Annotated in this window: 12 protein-coding genes; 6 read left to right on the forward strand and 6 right to left on the reverse strand. The window is 44.5% G+C overall.

Features of this window, described 5'->3' with window-relative positions:
- Window positions 1-295: 295 nt before the first annotated feature.
- The 5 genes from BQ7394_RS24345 (at window position 296) to BQ7394_RS24365 (ending at window position 9,739) form a co-directional block, all read left to right on the forward strand.
- Window positions 296-3,385 (forward strand): SusC/RagA family TonB-linked outer membrane protein, encoded by a 3,090-nt coding sequence (locus tag BQ7394_RS24345; RefSeq protein ID WP_075559758.1) that lies wholly within the window; start codon window positions 296-298, stop codon window positions 3,383-3,385.
- 19 nt (window positions 3,386-3,404) lie between these two features.
- The gene (locus BQ7394_RS24350) at window positions 3,405-4,946 is read left to right on the forward strand and encodes a RagB/SusD family nutrient uptake outer membrane protein (protein ID WP_075559759.1); all 1,542 of its coding nucleotides are present in this window, start codon (window positions 3,405-3,407) and stop codon (window positions 4,944-4,946) included.
- 46 nt (window positions 4,947-4,992) lie between these two features.
- Window positions 4,993-7,146, forward strand: coding sequence for an alpha-galactosidase (locus BQ7394_RS24355; RefSeq protein ID WP_235848815.1), 2,154 nt, complete (start codon window positions 4,993-4,995; stop codon window positions 7,144-7,146).
- A 16-nt stretch (window positions 7,147-7,162) separates the two neighbouring features.
- Window positions 7,163-8,275 (forward strand): aldose epimerase family protein, encoded by a 1,113-nt coding sequence (locus BQ7394_RS24360; RefSeq protein WP_075559760.1) that lies wholly within the window; start codon window positions 7,163-7,165, stop codon window positions 8,273-8,275.
- Window positions 8,276-8,824: 549 nt separating this feature from the next.
- Window positions 8,825-9,739 (forward strand): Rpn family recombination-promoting nuclease/putative transposase, encoded by a 915-nt coding sequence (locus BQ7394_RS24365; RefSeq protein WP_075559761.1) that lies wholly within the window; start codon window positions 8,825-8,827, stop codon window positions 9,737-9,739.
- 582 nt (window positions 9,740-10,321) lie between these two features.
- Here the strand turns inward: BQ7394_RS24365 and BQ7394_RS24370 are convergent.
- The gene (locus BQ7394_RS24370; RefSeq protein WP_075559762.1) at window positions 10,322-11,491 is read right to left on the reverse strand and encodes a C1 family peptidase; all 1,170 of its coding nucleotides are present in this window, start codon (window positions 11,489-11,491) and stop codon (window positions 10,322-10,324) included.
- Between the two features lie 30 nt (window positions 11,492-11,521).
- Complete coding sequence (locus tag BQ7394_RS24375; RefSeq protein ID WP_075559763.1) at window positions 11,522-13,132, reverse strand: dipeptidase; 1,611 nt, start codon at window positions 13,130-13,132, stop codon at window positions 11,522-11,524.
- Between the two features lie 107 nt (window positions 13,133-13,239).
- On the opposite strand from BQ7394_RS24375, the gene BQ7394_RS24380 reads away from it, so the two are divergent.
- The gene (locus BQ7394_RS24380; RefSeq protein WP_075559764.1) at window positions 13,240-14,814 is read left to right on the forward strand and encodes a beta-N-acetylhexosaminidase; all 1,575 of its coding nucleotides are present in this window, start codon (window positions 13,240-13,242) and stop codon (window positions 14,812-14,814) included.
- Window positions 14,815-14,875: 61 nt separating this feature from the next.
- On the opposite strand, the gene BQ7394_RS24385 is transcribed toward BQ7394_RS24380, so the two are convergent.
- The 4 genes from BQ7394_RS24385 to BQ7394_RS24400 form a co-directional block, all read right to left on the reverse strand.
- Window positions 14,876-16,660, reverse strand: a complete 1,785-nt coding sequence (locus BQ7394_RS24385; RefSeq protein ID WP_075559765.1) for a DEAD/DEAH box helicase — start codon at window positions 16,658-16,660, stop codon at window positions 14,876-14,878.
- A 123-nt stretch (window positions 16,661-16,783) separates the two neighbouring features.
- Window positions 16,784-17,842 (reverse strand): tyrosine-protein phosphatase, encoded by a 1,059-nt coding sequence (locus BQ7394_RS24390; protein ID WP_075559766.1) that lies wholly within the window; start codon window positions 17,840-17,842, stop codon window positions 16,784-16,786.
- Window positions 17,843-17,918: 76 nt separating this feature from the next.
- Entirely contained in the window at window positions 17,919-18,842 is a 924-nt protein-coding gene (locus BQ7394_RS24395; protein ID WP_075559767.1) for a carbohydrate kinase family protein, read from the reverse strand.
- A gap of 19 nt (window positions 18,843-18,861) precedes the next feature.
- A complete protein-coding gene (locus tag BQ7394_RS24400; RefSeq protein WP_075559768.1) occupies window positions 18,862-19,473 on the reverse strand; it encodes an SIS domain-containing protein in 612 nt (203 codons plus the stop codon).
- Between the last annotated feature and the right edge of the window lie 182 nt (window positions 19,474-19,655).

The following is a 19,655-nucleotide window of genomic DNA, read 5'->3' on the forward strand; positions in this document are numbered from 1 at the left end:
AGAATTAAAAGATATAGTGGAAAAGGAGTAGTTAAAAGGCTTCTTTGTATATTGAATATTGGATATATTGTGCATATTTGTGCAATAAGCAATTCTATTGCGTAAGTTTGAGTGTGTGATGTGTGTGTTGTGAATGCATCATAATATAGTCCATCATATAATTATTTTATCTATTTGTTGCTTTAAGCTAATCGCGTTACTTTACGGTATCCTTAAGTCCGGATTTGATTAGAATTTTTGGAAGAAGAATGTTTGGGTTATCAGAGACTAGTATTAATTAAATCACTTTAGTATTATGAAAATTATTGAAATTAATGAGAGAGGGAAATATTTTCATTCCCTGTTTGGACATAAAGCTGTCCGACTGTTATTGGCAGCCTCTCTCCAATGCGGTTTATTTATTCCTTATGCTTTGGGGGATAATAATTTGCAGATTAGTATAATGAATCAAGATGGGAATGTGAGTGGTATAGTTCGTGATGCGACAGGAATGCCTTTAATCGGAGTTTCTGTTGTGGTAAAAGGAACGATGCAGGGAGTTGTTACCGATTTAGATGGGAAATTTAACCTGGAAGTTCCACGAGGTAGTGTTTTGGTTTTCTCTTATATAGGAATGCAATCGGTTGAGGTAAATGTGACCGGTCAAAAAGACTTGAATATTGTTATGAAAGAAAACTCGGAAGCGATAGATGAGGTTGTGGTAATTGGTTATGGCACGGTAAAGAAAAGTAATTTATCTGGTGCCGTATCTTCTGTGTCTTCCAAAGACCTGCAAAAACTACCGGCAGCCAATCTGAGCCAGGCTTTACAGGGGAATGCTCCGGGAGTATATACCTTGCAGAGCGATCGAAATCCGGGGGCCGGGGTTACAATGAATATTCGTGGTAACAACTCATTTTCCGGTGGTGACCCTCTTTTTATTGTCGATGGTTTTCCTATTGCCTCCGATGGTGGTGTAAATGCAATTAATCCTAATGATATTGAGTCGGTAAGTATTTTGAAAGATGCCTCTTCTACTGCTATCTATGGTGCACGTGCTGCTAACGGTGTAGTTCTGATTACAACAAAATCTGGAAAAGTAGGCAAACCGGTATTGGAAGTAAATGCTTTCTGTGGAATAAAATATTTTGACAATCCTATTGAAATGATGGATGCTCAGCAATTTGCCCAGTTGCGTCGCGATTCTTATATAATGGATGGCATTGAGATGCCGTCAAATGCTTTTCTCCCGGCAGAGCAACAAATGTTGGATAGTGGTCGTAGTACGAACTGGTGGAAAGAAGTTACAGGCCAGGCTCGTCTGACACAAAGCTATCAGGTATCTTACAGTTCCGGTACAGAAACGACAAAAGTGCATGTCGGAGCAGGTTTCTTTGACGAGCAAGGTATAGTCAATAACACTGGATTTAAACGAGGTAGCTTACGTTTTAATGCTTCCCAGAAATTTGGGGAACGCGTGACTATTTCGACTTATAACAATATTAGCCTGATGGCTAAAAAAGGAACGAATGGTACCAATGTCCTGTTCCCTGCTATGGTAGGAAACCCTATGTCGCCGGTGAAGAATGAGGAAGGAGAATATTATGCCATGATACAGAGTGCCTTGGGAACACCGCGTGCTAATCCGGCTGCGTTTTCTGAATTGCCGAAAATCAATGAGATAGAGCCTCTTATTAACACTTCTTTGGCTCTGGAAGTTAAATTAATAGATGGGATGACTTTGAAAACACAATTATCCGGTGAGTTAGACAGTTGGAGAAAGAATCTTTATAACCCGCGTTCAATTAGTGCGCAAGATGAAGCGAACGGGCGTATCAGCGACGGTTATGCTGAAATCACATCCTCTGTAAATTATAACTGGATAAGTGAAACGACATTGATGTATAATAAGACATTTAATGAAATACATAATATTGATGCCGTATTAGGGTTTTCTGCTCAACAAAATCGTTGGGAAACAGTGACGGCTTCGGCTTCCGGTTTTGCCAGTGATGTGTATGAAACTTATAACCTGGGGGCTGGTTCTGCTGCTGCACGCAAACCTTCTTCCGAATTGAAAGAATGGAGTATGGTTTCATATATCGGAAGAGTTGTGTATACATTGAGGGATAAATATATCCTGACAGGAAATATGCGTATTGACGGTTCATCCCGTTTCGGTGCCGATAATAAATATGGCTATTTTCCCAGTGGTGCCGTTGCATGGAAGATTTCGGAAGAAGATTTTATGAAGGATCTCGATTGGATATCCGATATGAAAGTCCGGGCTAGTTATGGATTATCCGGTAACGCAAATGCTCTTGCTCCTTATCAGACGTTATCGAAGCTGGACTATGGTAATTATAATTTTAACGGATCGGAAGCCTCCGGATATTACGAGTCGAAAATGCCTTCCTCTAATCTGAAGTGGGAAACGACCCGTCAATTGGACTTAGGTCTGGACGTTTCGGTTCTCAACCGGCGCCTGAACGTTACTTTGGATTATTATTCAAAGAATACAAAAGACCTGATACGTGAAATCGAAATTCCTGCCTTGGCCGGTTTCCCGAGTACCTTTGCCAATATGGGTAACCTGCAGAACAGAGGTTTTGAATTAGGCATCAACTCCATTAACCTGGATGGTGAATTTACTTGGAAGACATCGTTTATGATCGCAGCGAATAAGAATAAGCTGACTTCTCTAGGGGATGGCTCTGAAAAGATCGGTACAACACATTGGGTAGGAAAACCGCTTAGCATAGGTAATCGCTATATGATTCAGGCAGATGGTATCTGGCAAAAAGGCCAGGAGGAAGAGGCTGCTAAATATGGTTCGGTTCCTGGTGATGTAAGATATGTAGACCAGAATAAAGATGGCCAGATCAATGATGACGACCGTGTGTTTATCGGGTCTTATTATCCTAATTTTTACGGTTCGATGACAAATGATTTTGCGTATAAGAATTTCGACCTGAGTGTGTTTATGACTTTCGAACAGGGACGTGATATTTATAATGGAAACAATTATATCCTGTTGTCGGGCGCCGGTGCAGATAATAACCGTATAGAGATGCTGGATCGTTGGTCGCCCACCAATCCAAGTGCTAAGTATCCGAGAGCCTCGTCTACCGGTAAAAACAGATTAAGTACGACAACCAGTGAATTTCTGGAAGATGGAAGTTATTTGAAGATTAAAAATATTACTCTTGGATATACGGTTCCGACAAGTGCTATTTCCCATTTGGGTATGTCTTATTTGAGAGTATATGCTTCTGTTAGTAATCCGTTTACTTTTACGGGTTATACAGGTATGGATCCGGAAGATGGAGATATTGGGAATAATGACAGAAACAGCTCTTATCCTATTACAACTACTTATATGTTGGGTTTGCAACTGAAATTCTAACTTTAAATACTATACAGACATGAAAAAGATAATTAAATATATTCTCCCGGCCTGCGCATTGATACTTACTTCATGTGACAGCTTTTTAGAAGAGGAGCCACGTTCTTTCCTCTCACCGGATAATTTTTATCAGACAGCTGACGATCTTAATGCCGGTCTAAGTGCTGTATACCGTGCACCTCAGGATCGTTATTCCAGAAACTGGGCTGGACCTTGTTGGTTCGAGTGGGGGACAGATATTGAAGAAATAACAGAGAAATCAACTTGGGCTCATCATAATGAAATAGCTCGACTCCCGTCAACATTCAATGCTTCTTCGAGTATTCCAGATGATTTTTGGCAATCTATTTATAATCATATAAAAGATGACAATAATTTGTTAAAAGCAATTCCGAATGTTTCTATTAGCGAAGAAGAACAAAAATTCATAGAAGGGCAGGCGCGTGCTTTAAGAGCTTTCCTTTACTTTGATGCGGTAAGAGTTTTTAATGGAGTGCCTTTACTTTTAGAGTCCAGTACGGATATCAATTATTTGAAAACTGTATCTCGTGCTACTCCGGAAGAGGTATATGATGCTATTATTAAAGATCTCGAGTATGCAATGGAGGTTCTTCCTGTAAAATGGGAGAATGCATCGGATGGGGGACGTATAACGAGCGGTAGTGCAGCTGCTATGCTGGCTAAAGTCTACCTGACAATGGCTGGTTACCCGTTGAAGCAAACAGATAAATTAGAGAAAGCAAAAGCTATCTTGCAGGATTTCGTCGATAATAAGAAGTATGGGGCCCATTATCAGTTACTGCCCGAATACGCCCAGCTGTTTGATGAATCCACAGGACCCGGTAATGAAGGCGTTTGGATTATCAATTTTACCAGAGGTACTTATGGACAAGGTAGTCTATGGCATACAGAGTTTGCCCCATTGGAGTTATATTATGCTCAGGGAATAGGACTGACTTATGGTGGTGGATGGAGCAACGGTTTACCTACCGATCGTTTCTACAATAGTTATGATCAGGAAAATGATAAACGTTTCAAACATACCTATTGGAATTCCACAGCGGAGATTCCCGGAGAATATGATGCAATCGTTCCGAAAGATGCGAATGGAAATCCGCAGCATATCACGTTCTATCGTCCTCATATTAAGAAGTTCAGAGAAAAGACTCCGAATGATAACTCTCAGGGAACAGGATTGGATCATTCTATTATTCGTTATGCCGATGTCTTATTGATGTATGCCGAGGTATTAAATGAACTGGGTAGCTCAAAGTGTTACGATTATATTAACCAGGTTCGCGAAAGAGCCGGTTTGGAACCATTAAAGGCGATGAGTAAAGATGAGTTCAGAGAACATCTGAAGTTGGAGAGGGCTTGGGAACTTTGTTTTGAAGGCGATCGTAAATTCGATCTGCTTCGTTGGGGAGTTTATTGTACCCGTACGCCGGAATGGAATCCGCAGGTAAAAGGGAATATCCAGGAAGGAAAGCATGAGTTCTGGCCTATCCCTAAATCACAACGCGACATTAATACAAATCTGACACAGAACCCCGGTTGGTAATTTATGAGTAAAACAGATATATTTAGTAACTAGTAAAACGATCAGTATGAAGTGTATGAAAAAGTTGTTTATTGTACTATTTGTTTTTGCCGCAGGTATTATCCGGGCGCAAACAGAATCGATCACGGTAGGTGGTGACGGGAAATCCTGGACCCTGGAAACCAATTCATCCATCTATCGGATAGGCTCTTCGGAGCAGGGGACGGTAGGTATGTACTATTTTGGTAATAAGAGTCAGGATCCGGCTAAACTTCGTTATCCGCTGGGGGAAGAAGTGACGGTAAGGGGAGGATACTCAACCACCACTCCGATGTTGGAGATTGTTTTTAAAGATCGGGTGAGGGATGTCGAACTTACTTACGTCGGTTCGGAAATACAAACACTGGATGGATATAAAACACTGGTTATCCACCAGAAGGATAAATATTATCCGTTGACTGTTACTGAATATATCCGCGTTTTACCGGAATATGACCTGTTGGAAAAGTGGATGGAAATAAAGAATACCGGCAAGAAGGACGCGATCGAAATAGAGAACGCCCAGTCAGGCACCTTCTTTCTTCCGAAGAATGCTTATGAATTGACGCATCTGTCAGGTATATGGGGCTATGAGTATCAGCCGAATGTGACGAAGCTGACACAGGGTTTGAAAACTTTCCAGGTGAAAGACTTCCGTTCTTTCGGATCTTCTTTCTTTGCGGTTCGTCCTGAAGGGGAACAGATGGAAACCTGCGGGGAAGTATGGTTCGGTAGCCTTCAGTACAGCGGTAACTGGCGTATGGATCTCGAAAAATTCCCGCGTGGGGAAGTTCAGGTAACAGGAGGTATCAACTTCTGGGATCAGTCGCTGATGCTTAAACCGGGAAAGAGCTTTACGACTCCTAAAATGATAATCGGTTACACCCGTCGTGGAATGGAAGGTGTGTCACAGAATCTGGCATCCTATACGCGTGAAAAGGTACTTTATCCGTCCCATCGCTCGAAAGTACGTCCGGTACTGTATAACAGTTGGTATGCTACCACGTTCGACGTGAATGAAGAACATCAGCTGGCTCTGGCAAAGATCGCTAAGGAGTTGGGTGTTGAGGTTTTTGTAATCGATGACGGATGGTTTAAAGGCCGTATCAACGACAAAGGAGGCCTGGGCGACTGGACAGTCGATAAGAATAAGTTTCCTAACGGTTTGCAACCTATGATCGATAAGATCAATGCTATGGGGCTGGATTTCGGTATCTGGATAGAGCCCGAAATGGTCAATCCGAATAGCGACCTGTACCGTGCCCACCCGGACTGGGTATTCCATTATCCTAACCGAACACGGCATGAAGGACGCAATCAGTTGATGTTGAACCTGGCACGTGAAGATGTTTATGAGTATCTGTACGGCAGCTTCTCCAAACTGCTTCGCGAGAATAATATTAAGTTTATCAAATGGGATATGAACAAATCCCTGACCGATCCCGGTTTCCCTTCTGCTCCGACTGACGAACAACGGGCTGTACGTATTAAATATGTGGAGAACCTGTACCGTTTATTCGAAGCGTTGCGTACGGAATTCCCAGATGTATGGTTCGAGAATTGTGCCAGTGGAGGCGGCAGGGTCGATCTGGGTATGATGGCACGTACCGATTTCTCCTGGGCTAGCGATAATACCGATCCGGTGGAAAGGACGTTTATACAATATGCTTTCCTGAATGCTTTCCCGGCCAATTCGATGATCAGCTGGATAACGCATGAAGACTGGCATGGACAAAATCATCCGTTGGAGTTTAAGTTCGATGTATCGATGTGCGGTGTGTTGGGTGTCGGTTATGATATAACGAAATGGACAGATAAGGAAAAGTCGGTAGCCCGCGAGAAGATCGCCCGTTATAAGGAAATCCGGCAGACTGTTCATAATGGCGATCTTTACCGTTTGGTTTCACCTTACGAAAATAACCGGAGCGTACTCCAGTTCGTAAATAAACCGAAGTCGGAAGCTATCGTTTTTGTTTATAACCTGGCAGAATATCCTGATAACGCCATACCGGAGACGAAACGTCCCAAACAGGTGAAGTTGCGCGGTCTTTTACCGGACGCTTCCTACAAAGTGGAAGGAGTAGAAGGAACTTATAAAGGCGCTGAACTGATGGAGATAGGTGTTGTTTTCCCTGTTCATGGTGCTTTCAAGAGCGGTATATTTAAGATTGTAAAACAATAAGGATGTATTTTCAACTATGAAATTACTATCAGCATCAACCTTCAGCGGAGGAAGCCCGGCTTCTTCCGCTGAACTGGTTACATTAAGGAACCGTAATGGGCTTGTTGCCCAGTTTACCGATTATGGTGCCCGATGGGTAAGTATGTGGGTGCCCGACCGGGAGGATCGCTTGTCGGATATCGTGCTTGGGTTCGATACGATAGACGGTTACCGGACGGCAGGTGAAAAATATCACGGAGCCATCGTCGGTCGTGTCTGCGGACGGATCAGTAATGCCCGTTTCCGGATAGGAGGGCAGGAGTTTTTGCTAGCTTCCAACGATGTGTACGGTACACCTGTCCGTAACCATTTACACGGTGGAATCGATGCTTTTCACAACCGTTACTGGAAATTCCGTACATATATTTCTCCTTCCGGAGAGGAAGCTGTCGAGTTCACAAATAATTCACAAAGCGGTGAAGAGGGCTATCCCGGCAACCTGCAAGTAAAGGTTACTTACATGTTGAAAGCGGACAATACCCTGCGGATGGAATGCGAAGCAACGACCGATCATCCTACTCCCGTTAATATGACTAATCATGCTTTCTTCAACCTGCAATCTCCTTTCGATCCGTTAGAAAGGAAAAATGTCTTATCCCATAACCTGACACTGAACGCTTCTGCTATCATAGAATGCAACGGTGAATTAATTCCAACAGGCCGGCTATTACCGGTAGGCGGAACCTCGCTCGACTTTCGTTCTCCCCGTACCATTGCCTCGTCGTTGGTCGAGGAACATCCGCAGATACAAAAGGACAAAGGTTTCTCCTTGGCCTACGCCTTGGATACCGAAGAATCCGAAGCATCGGACGAATTGCATTTTGCCGCCCGTCTGTCTGATGCTCTTTCTGGAAGAATGTTGGAAATATATACCAACCAGCCCTCCGTTCAGGTATATAACGGCTATTTTATGGATGGTACGGACATTGGGAAGGACAATACCCCTTACTATGCCAGTGCAGGTATAGCCATTGAAACACAAGGCTATCCGGATGCGCCTAACCAACCGGCTTTCCCTTCTATCCTGATAGACGAGGCAAAGCAGTATCACCATATCACCGAATACTGCTTCACGAACATGAGTCGGTAGTCACAAGAAAATAACTTTCTACACAAAGTTTTTAGAAAAGTATCTGTCATCTGTCATTCGCTGATGTAACATGTAGTCATTCAGAGGATAAGAGCATGGCAGATACTTTTTTTATTTGCAATGGAGTTTGTCATCTGTCATCTATACCGCTAAAAGACTATCTGTTAAAAGGTAGACAACTACGTGTTAAATCCTGACAAACTACGTGTTAAGTCCTTATTTAGTAAAATTACCCTGTACAGGGTAGCCGATTAAGGTGTACAGGCTGCCCGCGCAGGGTGTACAGGGAAATATCCTATGGTGTACAGGGTAGCAACAAAATATAAGGATTTAACACATAGTTCCTCCTTTCTTAACAGGTAGTATCTCCCTTATCAACGATTAAAAGAGGTAGGGAGGGCTGTAATATTGGTTCATATCTGGTAATTTATGATCTCCATTGCTACATTGGCAAATTAGCACATTATTAATAAGATTATCCCTTATTATTTCTCGTTGTACATGAATATTATGTATATTTGTAGAGCTATTAACATAAAACACTTAATTATGAAAGAATTAGATTCGAAAGCTATGGCAGAGAATGAAAGACATGAGTTACAGGATCGATATATACGATTTGACTGGGCCATCAAGCGTCTGTTGCGTCAGAAGGCTAATTTTGGTGTGCTTAACGGTTTCCTGACCGTGATGCTGCGTGAAGAGGTCAGTATCCTCGAAATCCTTGAAAGCGAAGGCAACCAGGAAAGAGCCAGCGACAAGTACAACCGTGTCGACATCAAGGCGCTGAACAGTAAAGGTGAAATCATCATCGTTGAAATCCAGAACACCCGCGAGCTACATTATCTCGAACGCATCCTTTACGGTGTGGCCAAAGCCATCACCGAGCATATCTCGCTGGGCGAAAGCTATCAGAATGTGAAGAAAATCTATTCCATCAGCATCCTCTATTTTGACCTAGGCGTGGGAACAGACTACATCTATCATGGTCAGAACCATTTCACCGGCGTGCATACCGGCGACCGTCTGCATATCAATACGCGTGATCGTGATGCCCTCATCACCCGCCTGCCTGCCGAGATCTTTCCGGAGTACATCCTGATTCGCGTAAACGAGTTCGACAAAGTGGCCTCCACGCCGCTCGACGAATGGATTGCATACCTGAAAGACGGCACGATCCGTCCGGATACCACCGCCCCCGGTCTTCGTGAAGCCCGCGAGAAGTTGAAATATTACTCCATGTCGCCAAGTGAACGTCGTGCGTACGATGAACATGTGACTGATATCATAATTGAGAACGAAGCTCTCGATACCGCCAAATGGGAAGGTCGGCTCGAAGGGGTTGCCGAAGGAAAAGCTGAAGCTTTACGTCAGGCCGCAGCCAATATGAAACGTATGGGGATGGTAGCTGCCGACATTGCTAAATGTACAGGGGTATCGGTAGAAGAAATAGAGAAGTTATAGAAAGATATGAGTCTTTTTTATGAGGCTCCGTCTCATGCTGCAGGTTCTCTTTTGCCGTCTGCTTCAGCTGACGGATAGATTAATGCTCCGACTTTGCCGGATTCCTTTGTGGGTTTTAACCCCTTTGAGATATAATGGTAGTCCCTGCTTTAAAGCGGCTTAAGCCCACAGATGAAGAGGCTTTGCCTCCTGTCTTTTATATCCGTCGGTTAAAAACCGACGGCAAAATAGAGCCTGCGGCACAAGGCGTTGCCTTGTAATGAAAGATAGCTAACATCTGACAAAATATGAGTTTCCTATATGGAAACAACACGATTTATGCAACATATTCCCCGGTTTGGGCGATAAATAGAAATTATAATTTGTTGATTTCCTCTACGGATAGACCGGCGCACTTTTTTAATATTTACCCTGATTTTGTTCCATATTAGCTCTCTTTTTACCCTTGTTTTGTGATTTTGCGGATATGGTTTGACGTAAATAGGGAACAGGTGAATGCAAAAACACTTGTTGCATTCACCTGTTCCCCGTTTGATTTATAAGATGTGTGGTTACTAAATGAACCCAGTGAATGATATTTCCTTATAAACTTAATTTTGTCCGGATCGCTTTCGGGATTGCGTCCTTGTGCACCATTACATAAATGGTCTTGGCACGGACGAAGCTTTCCGACATATTCAGATAACCACCGAACTTATTGCGGTCTGTGCCCCAGGAATTTTTAGTGATGTAATATTTTGTACCGTTCTGGTCTTTGGCGATACCGGTCAGATGCATCAGATGGTCGTCGGTAGTGACGAATGCTTCGAAACCTTCTTGACGAATCTCGGGAGTTACTTTGATTTCGGGGTAAGGCTGCTCGAATTTATACACTTCTTCCAGACGTTCTTTTTCGTCCATCTTCTCGAAACGGGCACGGTCGGTATTGGAGAAGTCTTCCACCTTCTTTACTTCCGGGTTGATGGCTACGCCATTCTTGAAAGAGAATCCTTTTTCGCTTACGTCACCGTCCCAACATACGGTGAAACCGTTGTTTAAGGCATAATCTACCGTTTCGATCATCTCGTCGAGCGGCAGGTTGTACATCAGGGAATGCTCCCAGTTGTCCGGTACTTCCACATCGAACTTTTTATAATAAGGATGATGGGTGAAGCTTGTCAGTTCGATATAATCATCCATATTCAATCCTAATGATTCGGCAAACGATTTGGGAGTGTATTCTTTTCCTTTGTATGTGAATTTTGCCGGCAGCTCTCCCAGATAGGTATCGAACAGGTTCTTGATCAGTTTGTCGTATTCCGGACTACGTTTTTTATTTTTTACGGCAACATCGGCAATAGCTTTCATATATTGAACCATCTCACTGTGATTGTGGCGGTCGGAATCATAATTGATTCCTTTATAAACTTCTTCCGGAACGATACCGACCTGGCGGTAGGCGTTCATGAAAGTATGCGAAAGGCTACCCTGCCCGATATTCCCATCACCACGACGCAGGTAATTATCCTGTAACTGGTTCATGTATTTCTGGCGTACGATGAACATTTCGGAAAGGTCGTATTCTCCTTTTCCCATACGCATCAGTTCCGACTCCATAAATGAGGTTGTGGCGAAACACCAGCAAGTACCGGTAGCAGCCTGGTTCTTTACAGGAGTAGCCGGAACGGTTACTACTTCGGTAAACTGATAACCTTGTGCAAATGCGCTCAGAGCAGAAAGCAACAAGGCACAGGAAATAAATAATGCTTTCATAAGATATGATTTAATTGTTTGTTTTGTTGTTTAGAATCCTCGTGCGAACATCTTCCAGAACTCGTCGGCCATGTCTTCCCAGCGCTGCATGGTAGCTCCGGCAAAGTCGGAAGTATATCCGGTCAGGTAGGCTTTGGCTGCTTCGTCTCCTTCGGCTTGCTGTATTTGTTTGTACTGGCTTTCTACGAAGGGCAATTCTCGTTGTCCTTTATCTTCAAAATGTTTGATTCCGCTTTGCATCTTGTCTTTTGTCAATCCCCAACGTACTGTAGCCAACTTGTTTGCTTCGCGGAAAGACCAGATAGCCGCATCGTCGCGATGACGGTGTTGTCCGCAGATATAGAAGCTGGGAGGAAGTGTCGTGGTTCCGGCAAAGATAGGGAAACGCGGGCTTTGTCCCGGGTTGTCGAACGACATCCAGGCTATACCTCCGATGGCATCGGGCAACCAGCTGCGTAACTGGATCACATGCGAATAGGAGCATTGCGGAACAGATACCAGGCGGTTGCGGGTAACGACTCCGCTCTTCACTCCGTTCAACATATTGATCATGTCTGTTGTCATCCAGGGATTAGCTGAGGGGCTGACTATCGAATCTTCCGCTCCGCCGTCTTTCTTCTTAGCCGGTACTTTCAGGTTTTTGGTCATATCCCATTCGGTCCCTTCATAGGTTTCACGCAAAAGGGCCATCACATCGGTGACTGATACTTGTTTGTCCGGTTTTACGCTTAACGGTAGCTCTTCCGAATCATAAGACAGATGCAGGGAAGGAGCTAAGCTGTTTAGTATAAAGAACTCGCGGAGACTATAAGATTTCAATTCGCCGAAATAGTTCCCGCCGCTGTAAGCTTTCCAGAAACGGAACGGTTCTTTTCCATCCCAGAATCCCATCTTTTTGGCTACGTCGAATACATTGTCCGAAGCCATATAGTTATCTTTGTCTTTCAGGTTTAAGGTGGAGATACGGGAAACGTTGGCCGATACACTGACATGGTCGTCGGGAATACGGACGGCTGCCCATACGCCTCCGATCTTATCCGGCCCTTCGCCGAAGATCTCGAAGATCCATACTTCGTTCGGATCGGCGATAGTCAGGCATTCGCCGGAGTCACCGTAACCGTATTCTTTCACCAGTTTACCCATCAGGCGGATAGCGTCGCGGGCTGTGGTACAGCGTTGCAATGCAATCTTTTGGAGTTCTTCTATCATGAACATACCGTTTTTGTTCTCCATTTCTTTACGGCCGGAAATGGTCGTTTCACCGATACCCAGCTGTTTTTCGTTGAGACAAGGATAAGATGTGTTCAGAAACTGGTAAGTAGAACGAGCCTGGGGAATGGTTCCTTTTAGCTCGACGTTTGTTTCATCGGCCGGATATTCGGTATGCATCCGTCCGTTGTAGATGGCAACTGTGGTGTCCCGGTCGTAGTTCGCACCCGGAACGATATCCATCCAGGTACGGTAGTTGGAATCACAGGTGTGGCTGGTCATAACCGACCCGTCTGTCGATGCTTTTTTACCGACCATAATACTAGTGCAGCTTTCCGGGGAATTCACCGGTTGTGCATATTCGATTTCCTGCGCAGATGTGATCAGACAGTGGCAGATAAGTGTAAGAGTGAAGATAAACAGTCTGTTCATGTGTTCGTCATTTGATTTAATGCCTAAAGATACAAACTGTATCGGAATAATTACATATATTTGCTCAAATCTAAAGTGTGCACGATAACACAATAACAATAATCTCCATGAGAAAACTATTTTCAGTAGCTTTGCTGCTTATATTCCTTGGGTTGCCTGCTTTGGCACAGTTGACAATGTTTCCTACACCTGCCAGGGTTGTAGGGCAGAAAGGTTCTTTTACGATTGGAGCCACTCCAAAAATCAGCGGAAATGGCGGATATGCCGATGTGCTGGCAAAGAAATTGCAATCGGAGTTGAAAGCGACAGGTAAGCAATCGTCTGCCGGCGGGGGAGAGATCCGCCTGGTATTGGATGAAAAGCTAAAGATGGCCGATGAAGGTTATTCTTTGAATATTTCACCGGAGAGGGTGTTGCTGGAAGCCTCTTCCGAATCAGGTTTATTTTACGCCAAAGAAGCCTTGTTGCAACTGGTACGTTTCGGCAACGGCACTTTGGGTGCCTGTAAGATCGAAGACCACCCCCGTTATGACTGGCGGGGCTTCATGCTGGATGAAAGCCGTCATTTCTTCGGAAAAGAGAAGGTGAAACAGTATTTGGATATTATGGCTTCCCTCCGTATGAATGTCTTCCACTGGCATCTTACCGATGAACCGGGCTGGCGTATCGAGATCAAGAAATATCCGAAATTGACATCTGTCGGTGCAATCGGTAACTGGCATGAGCCGGAAGCACCGGCTCAGTTTTATACGCAGGATGATATCCGTGAGATCGTTGCTTATGCAGCTGACCGTCATATTATGGTCGTACCGGAGTTTGATATGCCCGGACATGCAACGGCCGTGAGTCGTGCTTATCCGGAGTTGTCGGGCGGTGGAGAAGGCAAATGGAATGGTTTCACTTTCCATCCCTGCAAGGAGACGACTTACCGGTTCATCAGCGATGTACTCGATGAAATTGTCGCTTTATTCCCTTCCCCTTATATTCATATCGGTGGTGACGAGGTGCATTATGGCAACCAGAGCTGGTTTACCGATCCTGAGATCCAGCAATTCATTAAAGACAAGAAGTTGCAGAACGAGACAGGGCTGGAGCATTACTTCGTAAAGCGTGCTGCCGATATCGTAGCTTCTAAAGGTAAAACAATGATCGGTTGGGACGAGATTATCGATGCCGGTGTTTCTCCTGATAAAGCGGTTATCATGTGGTGGCGTCATGACCGCAAACATCAGTTGGTGAAAGCGTTGGAGAATGGTTTCCGTGTGATTATGACTCCGCGTCGTCCGCTCTATGCCGACTTTGTACAATACGGTGCTCATAAGGTAGGGCGTCTGTGGAACGGTTACAATCCGGTGGAAGATATTTATCGTTTCCCCGATCCGATCATTCACCTGACGAAAGATTATGAAGACCAGGTGATGGGGATGCAATTCTCTTTGTGGACGGAGCGTGTGGCAGATACAAAGCGTCTGGACTATATGACCTTCCCCCGCTTGGCAGCCGTTGCCGAATCGGCCTGGACACCTGCAAAGGCAAAAGAAAGTAGCCTCTTTATGAAGAAGTTGCCATACTTCCTGCAATATCTCGATACATTCGGTATTTACTACTTTAATCCGTTTGATCCGGACTCTACTCCGGAACCGGGTGCTCCCGAGAAGGAGGATGTATTGCAAAACGGTTGATATCAAATAGAAAGGGCGGAGCTTAAAACTCCGCCCTTCAGGCATTTATATATAGTATAGATTAGTATCTTTTCTTGCGTGCGTTACGGTCGGATGTCTCGCGTCTCCAGGGTTTTTCACCGTTACGTCTGTCGGTTGTACTACCGCTGAAGCCTCCTTCGCGTTTGCCTTTATAGCCACCGCCACCTTTGTAGCCGCCTCTTGAATCGCTACCGCCGCGTGTGCTTCCACCGCTACGGCTAAATCCTCCGCCTCCGCGGCTGCCTCTGCCTTCGCTCTTGCCTTGGGCCGGTTCGACAGAGATACGGCGTCCATCTATTTCGAAGCCGTTCATACTATCCATTACGCGTTGTGCTTCTCCTTCCTCCACCTCGAAGAATGAGAAATTGTCGCGCAAATCGATTTTACCGATACGTACCTTTCCCGGAACACATTTGTTGACCAATTCGATCAACTGGTTCGGATACAAACCGTCTGCCTTTCCGAAGTTAAGGAAGAAACGTGAGTAACCTTCTTCGGCTGTGAAAGTACGGCGTTCTCCACGTTCACCACGTTCGCTACGAGCTGCACGTTCGTCTACTTCCTGTATTTCGTCTGCATCTTTATAATAGTCGATCATACGGTTGAATTCGAGGGAAACAACACGTTTGATGATATCTTCTTTGTCCAGCCATTCCAGTTTACGGTAGATCTGCGGCATCAGGGTCGCGATTTCTTCTTCGTTTACTTTCACCTTTTCGATCTGGTCGACGAGGTTGAAGAGCTGTTTTTCGCAGATATCGTGCCCGCTGGGCATTTCACCTTTCTCGAATTTCTTCTTGATGATATTCTCGATCAGGCGAATCTTTCCTTTTTCCTTTACGTGACAGATAGAGATAGAGATACCTGTCTTTCCGGCACGTCCCGTACGTCCGCGGCGGTGGGTATAGGATTCTACTTCATCGGGTAAGCCGTAGTTGATTACGTGTGTCAGGTCGTCCACATCCAGTCCGCGGGCAGCCACGTCGGTAGCAACCAGTAATTGGATGTTTTTTACACGGAACTTTTGCATCACATAGTCGCGCTGTGCCTGGCTTAATTCGCCATGCAGCGAGTCGGCATTGTAACCATCCTGTATCAGCTTGTCGGCAATTTCCTGTGTCTCTTTACGAGTACGACAGAAAACGATGCCGTAGATATTCGGATAGTAGTCGGCAATACGTTTCAGTGCCAGGTATTTATCCTGGGCACGAACCATATAGTAGATATCTTTGATGTTCTTGTTTCCTTCGTTCTTGTTCCCGATAACGATTTCTTTCGGGTTCTTCATGTACTTCTTCATGATGCTGGCGATACCCTGCGGCATAGTAGCGGAGAAGAGTAACATATTACGTGCAGGTGGTACTTCTGCAAGGATTGCGTTGATGCTGTCGGTAAATCCCATGTTCAGCATTTCGTCGGCTTCATCCATGATGACGCTCTTAACCGTACCCAGATTTACCGTTTTACGGTTCATCAGGTCTAACAGGCGTCCCGGTGTAGCTACAACTACGTGTACGCCACGTTTTAACGTCTTAATCTGACTTTCAATGCTTGATCCTCCATATACCGGCAGCACTTTCAGGTTGTCGATATATTTGGAGTACTCGTTCAGGTCGTCGGCAATTTGCAGACAAAGTTCCCTGGTGGGACAAAGTATAAGTGCTTGAGGCTGATATCTTGTCACATCAATCTTTTGCAGGATAGGCAGACCGAATGCGGCTGTTTTTCCTGTTCCTGTTTGTGCTAATGCGATTACGTCGTTGTCTTCTCCCAGCAAGAAAGGAATCACTTCTTCCTGTACCGGCATGGGTGATTCGTAACCCATTTCTTGAATTGCCTTCAGTATGGGGGCGGCAACTCCTAATTCTTCAAATGTTTTCAAAATGTGATATATGTGTATATAATAAATTCAGAGGGTACAAAGGTAGATAAATAATTCGGATTCACATTAATATAACAAAATATCTTTTAATGCTTCCCGTTTCTTATCGGTCAGGTGTAAGCCTTTTGACAGATATTTATCTACCGAACCGTAATCTTTCCGGATCCGTTTCAGAACTAGGTCGATCAACCCTTCGTTGACAGTGACCAAAGTAGTGATCGTTTCCTGTGCATTCGTACTCAGGTCGCGTGCCATATAAGCCAGATGTCCGATGTTGATATTCTCGTTGGAAGCCATATAGTCTTTAACTATTGTCTCTTCCGGTACTCCAAGGGCGAACAATAACATGGCAGTCAGATAGCCTGTACGATCTTTTCCCATCGAGCAGCTTATCAGGATCGGATAATTATCCTTTTCCAGAAAAACATCGAGCGCTTTGGCATACTGTTCGCTGTAATCGGTCACGTATTGTAAATAGGTGTCCTGCATAAACAGGATCCCGTCTCCTTTACGCATACGGTCTTCTTGTATACGGGTGACTACATTATCCATATTCTTAATGGGAATAGGGATACGAACAACATTTGCGTTGGAATAACGTAACGGGTTGACCGCTACTTCATCATTTCCACGCAGGTCTATAACCGTTTTAATATGCAGATTGTTCAAACGGATAGAATCCCATTCGCTCAGGGAGCTGAGTTGTCCGGAGCGATAGACCTGCCCCCAGCGGGTTGTTTTGTGATTATGAGCGGTTCCGTAACCTCCGATTTCGCGTACATTCTGTATACTGTCCATTCCTACGGAACGGGCTCCGACTGTTTTGAAGTATTTGTCGTTGAAAGACAACAGGAAGTATTTACGCGACATATTGTCGTTGGTAATGTAGGTGAAAACGCCGTCGTTGATGTTGGCGTATCCTGCCGGGAGAGATTTGTTGAACGATTCCGGATTGTCGGATACATACATTTTTAAGATCCCGTCTATCTGTGGGTCTGTCTCCCATTTGATGATATAATTTCCTATACCATCACGTAAGCAGATCGTCCGTATTTCAGGGTTGTTGGACGAACAGCCTACCAATAGTGTTACACAAGCGAACAGTGATAATAATCTTACAAACATTGTTTTTCTAGCATACATACATTACAAAGATAATAAATCCGGCTCTTTATGGTGCCAGAGTTAATGATATTTAAGACTACCGACTGTATGAGGCTGCGAATTCTTTAGAAATGTAATTGTCGTAGCTCTGGCATACTTCAGAGGCAAGATCCATACCGCAACGGATTACTTTTTCCCATGCTTCTTTACTCATCGTCGAAAGATCATGGTATCCGATGTTATATTTCAACAATCCATAGATGATACCGGCATTGAAATTATCTCCGGCTCCTATGGTGCTGACCGGTTGGATGGGAGTGGTATCGAAATGCTCTTCCTGTTTGCTTGTATAGAGGTTTACACCGCCGGCTCCATGAGTGGAGATAAAACGGTCGCAATAGAACTTGATATGATCCGTATAAATACGCTTTGCATCCGTTTTTCCGAAGATATTGAAGAAATCTTCATCCGATCCGCGTACGATATCTGCATATTCCAGATTATCCAGGATAGTAGGGGTGAGGTAGATCGCTTCATGTGCATGTGCCTTACGGAAGTTCGGGTCGTAATAAATGATGGCTTTCCGTTCTTTGGCATATTCCAGAAATTCAACCATCCGTTCCCGTAAAACCGGATTCAGCGAATAATAAGAACCGAAGATAAAGATATCGTCCTCATTAATAACCGGCAGTGGCACTTCCAGGCGTTGTTTGGGATAATCTTTGTAAAAAGTGTAATTGGCATTGTTCTCATTATCAAGGAAAGCCAGTGAAATAGGACTTTTCCCGTCGGGGAAGCGGTCTACAAACTCCGTAGAGATATGATTTTCCTCCATAAACTGACGGATAATATCGCCGACGTGGTCGTTTCCGACTTCGCTGATGAAAGAAACCGGAACACCCAGACGGCCTAACGATACCAGTCCGTTGAAGACTGAACCGCCCGGCACGGCTGTATGCGGCTGGTTATTCTTGAATATAATATCGAGAATAGTTTCCCCGATGCCAATAACTTTTCTCATATATAATGGTTTGTTTATTCTATTCGTTTTTGCTTTGCTCACGGCTTTTCGATCCGAGATAACCGCCGTGATGACGCTTGGCATAATCCTTATTGTTGAAATTGATCCTTTTCATTGTGCCGACTACCAGGATATCTCCGATCACTGTCATGACAGTCGTGGAAGTAGTGGGAGTGAGGCCTAACGGGCAAACTTCGGCAGGTGCGCCGGTAAGCAATTGCACCGTGGCTTCTTTAGCCAAAGGACTGTCGGGATTACTCGTGATAACAATGAATTTCATGTCGGGTACCAGTCCACGGGTAAGGTCAACCAATTCTACCAGTTCGCGTGTTTTCCCTGAATTGGAGATCAGTAGCATGATATCGTTGTTCCGTACGATTCCCAAGTCGCCGTGTTGTGCTTCGCTGGGGTGCAGGAAAGAAGTCGGCGTCCCGGTGGAACTGAAGGTCGTGGCGATGTTCATTGCAATTTGCCCGGCTTTCCCCATTCCGCTGGTGATTAGTTTCCCTCCCAGTTCATGGACATGTTTTACAATGAGGGTTACAGCTTCTTCATAGCCGGAGCTAACAGGAATATTAAGTACTGCTGCAGCTTCCTGCTGCAGGATGCAGGCGATTGCTTCGTTTGACATAGATACTTTATTAATTATACGATTATCTCTAATAGTTTGCAAAAATACGATTTTAATTGTTTTCTAACCTATACTCTCCTGGATAATCTGCATCGGGATATGATGAACCTTTTATTTTTATAGTATGAACCGATAAAGACAATAACTTATAGCTATGCATTTCGCTATTGAATGTATTTGTT

Origin of the sequence: Parabacteroides timonensis, assembly GCF_900128505.1 — a bacterium.
GTDB lineage: Bacteria > Bacteroidota > Bacteroidia > Bacteroidales > Tannerellaceae > Parabacteroides > Parabacteroides timonensis.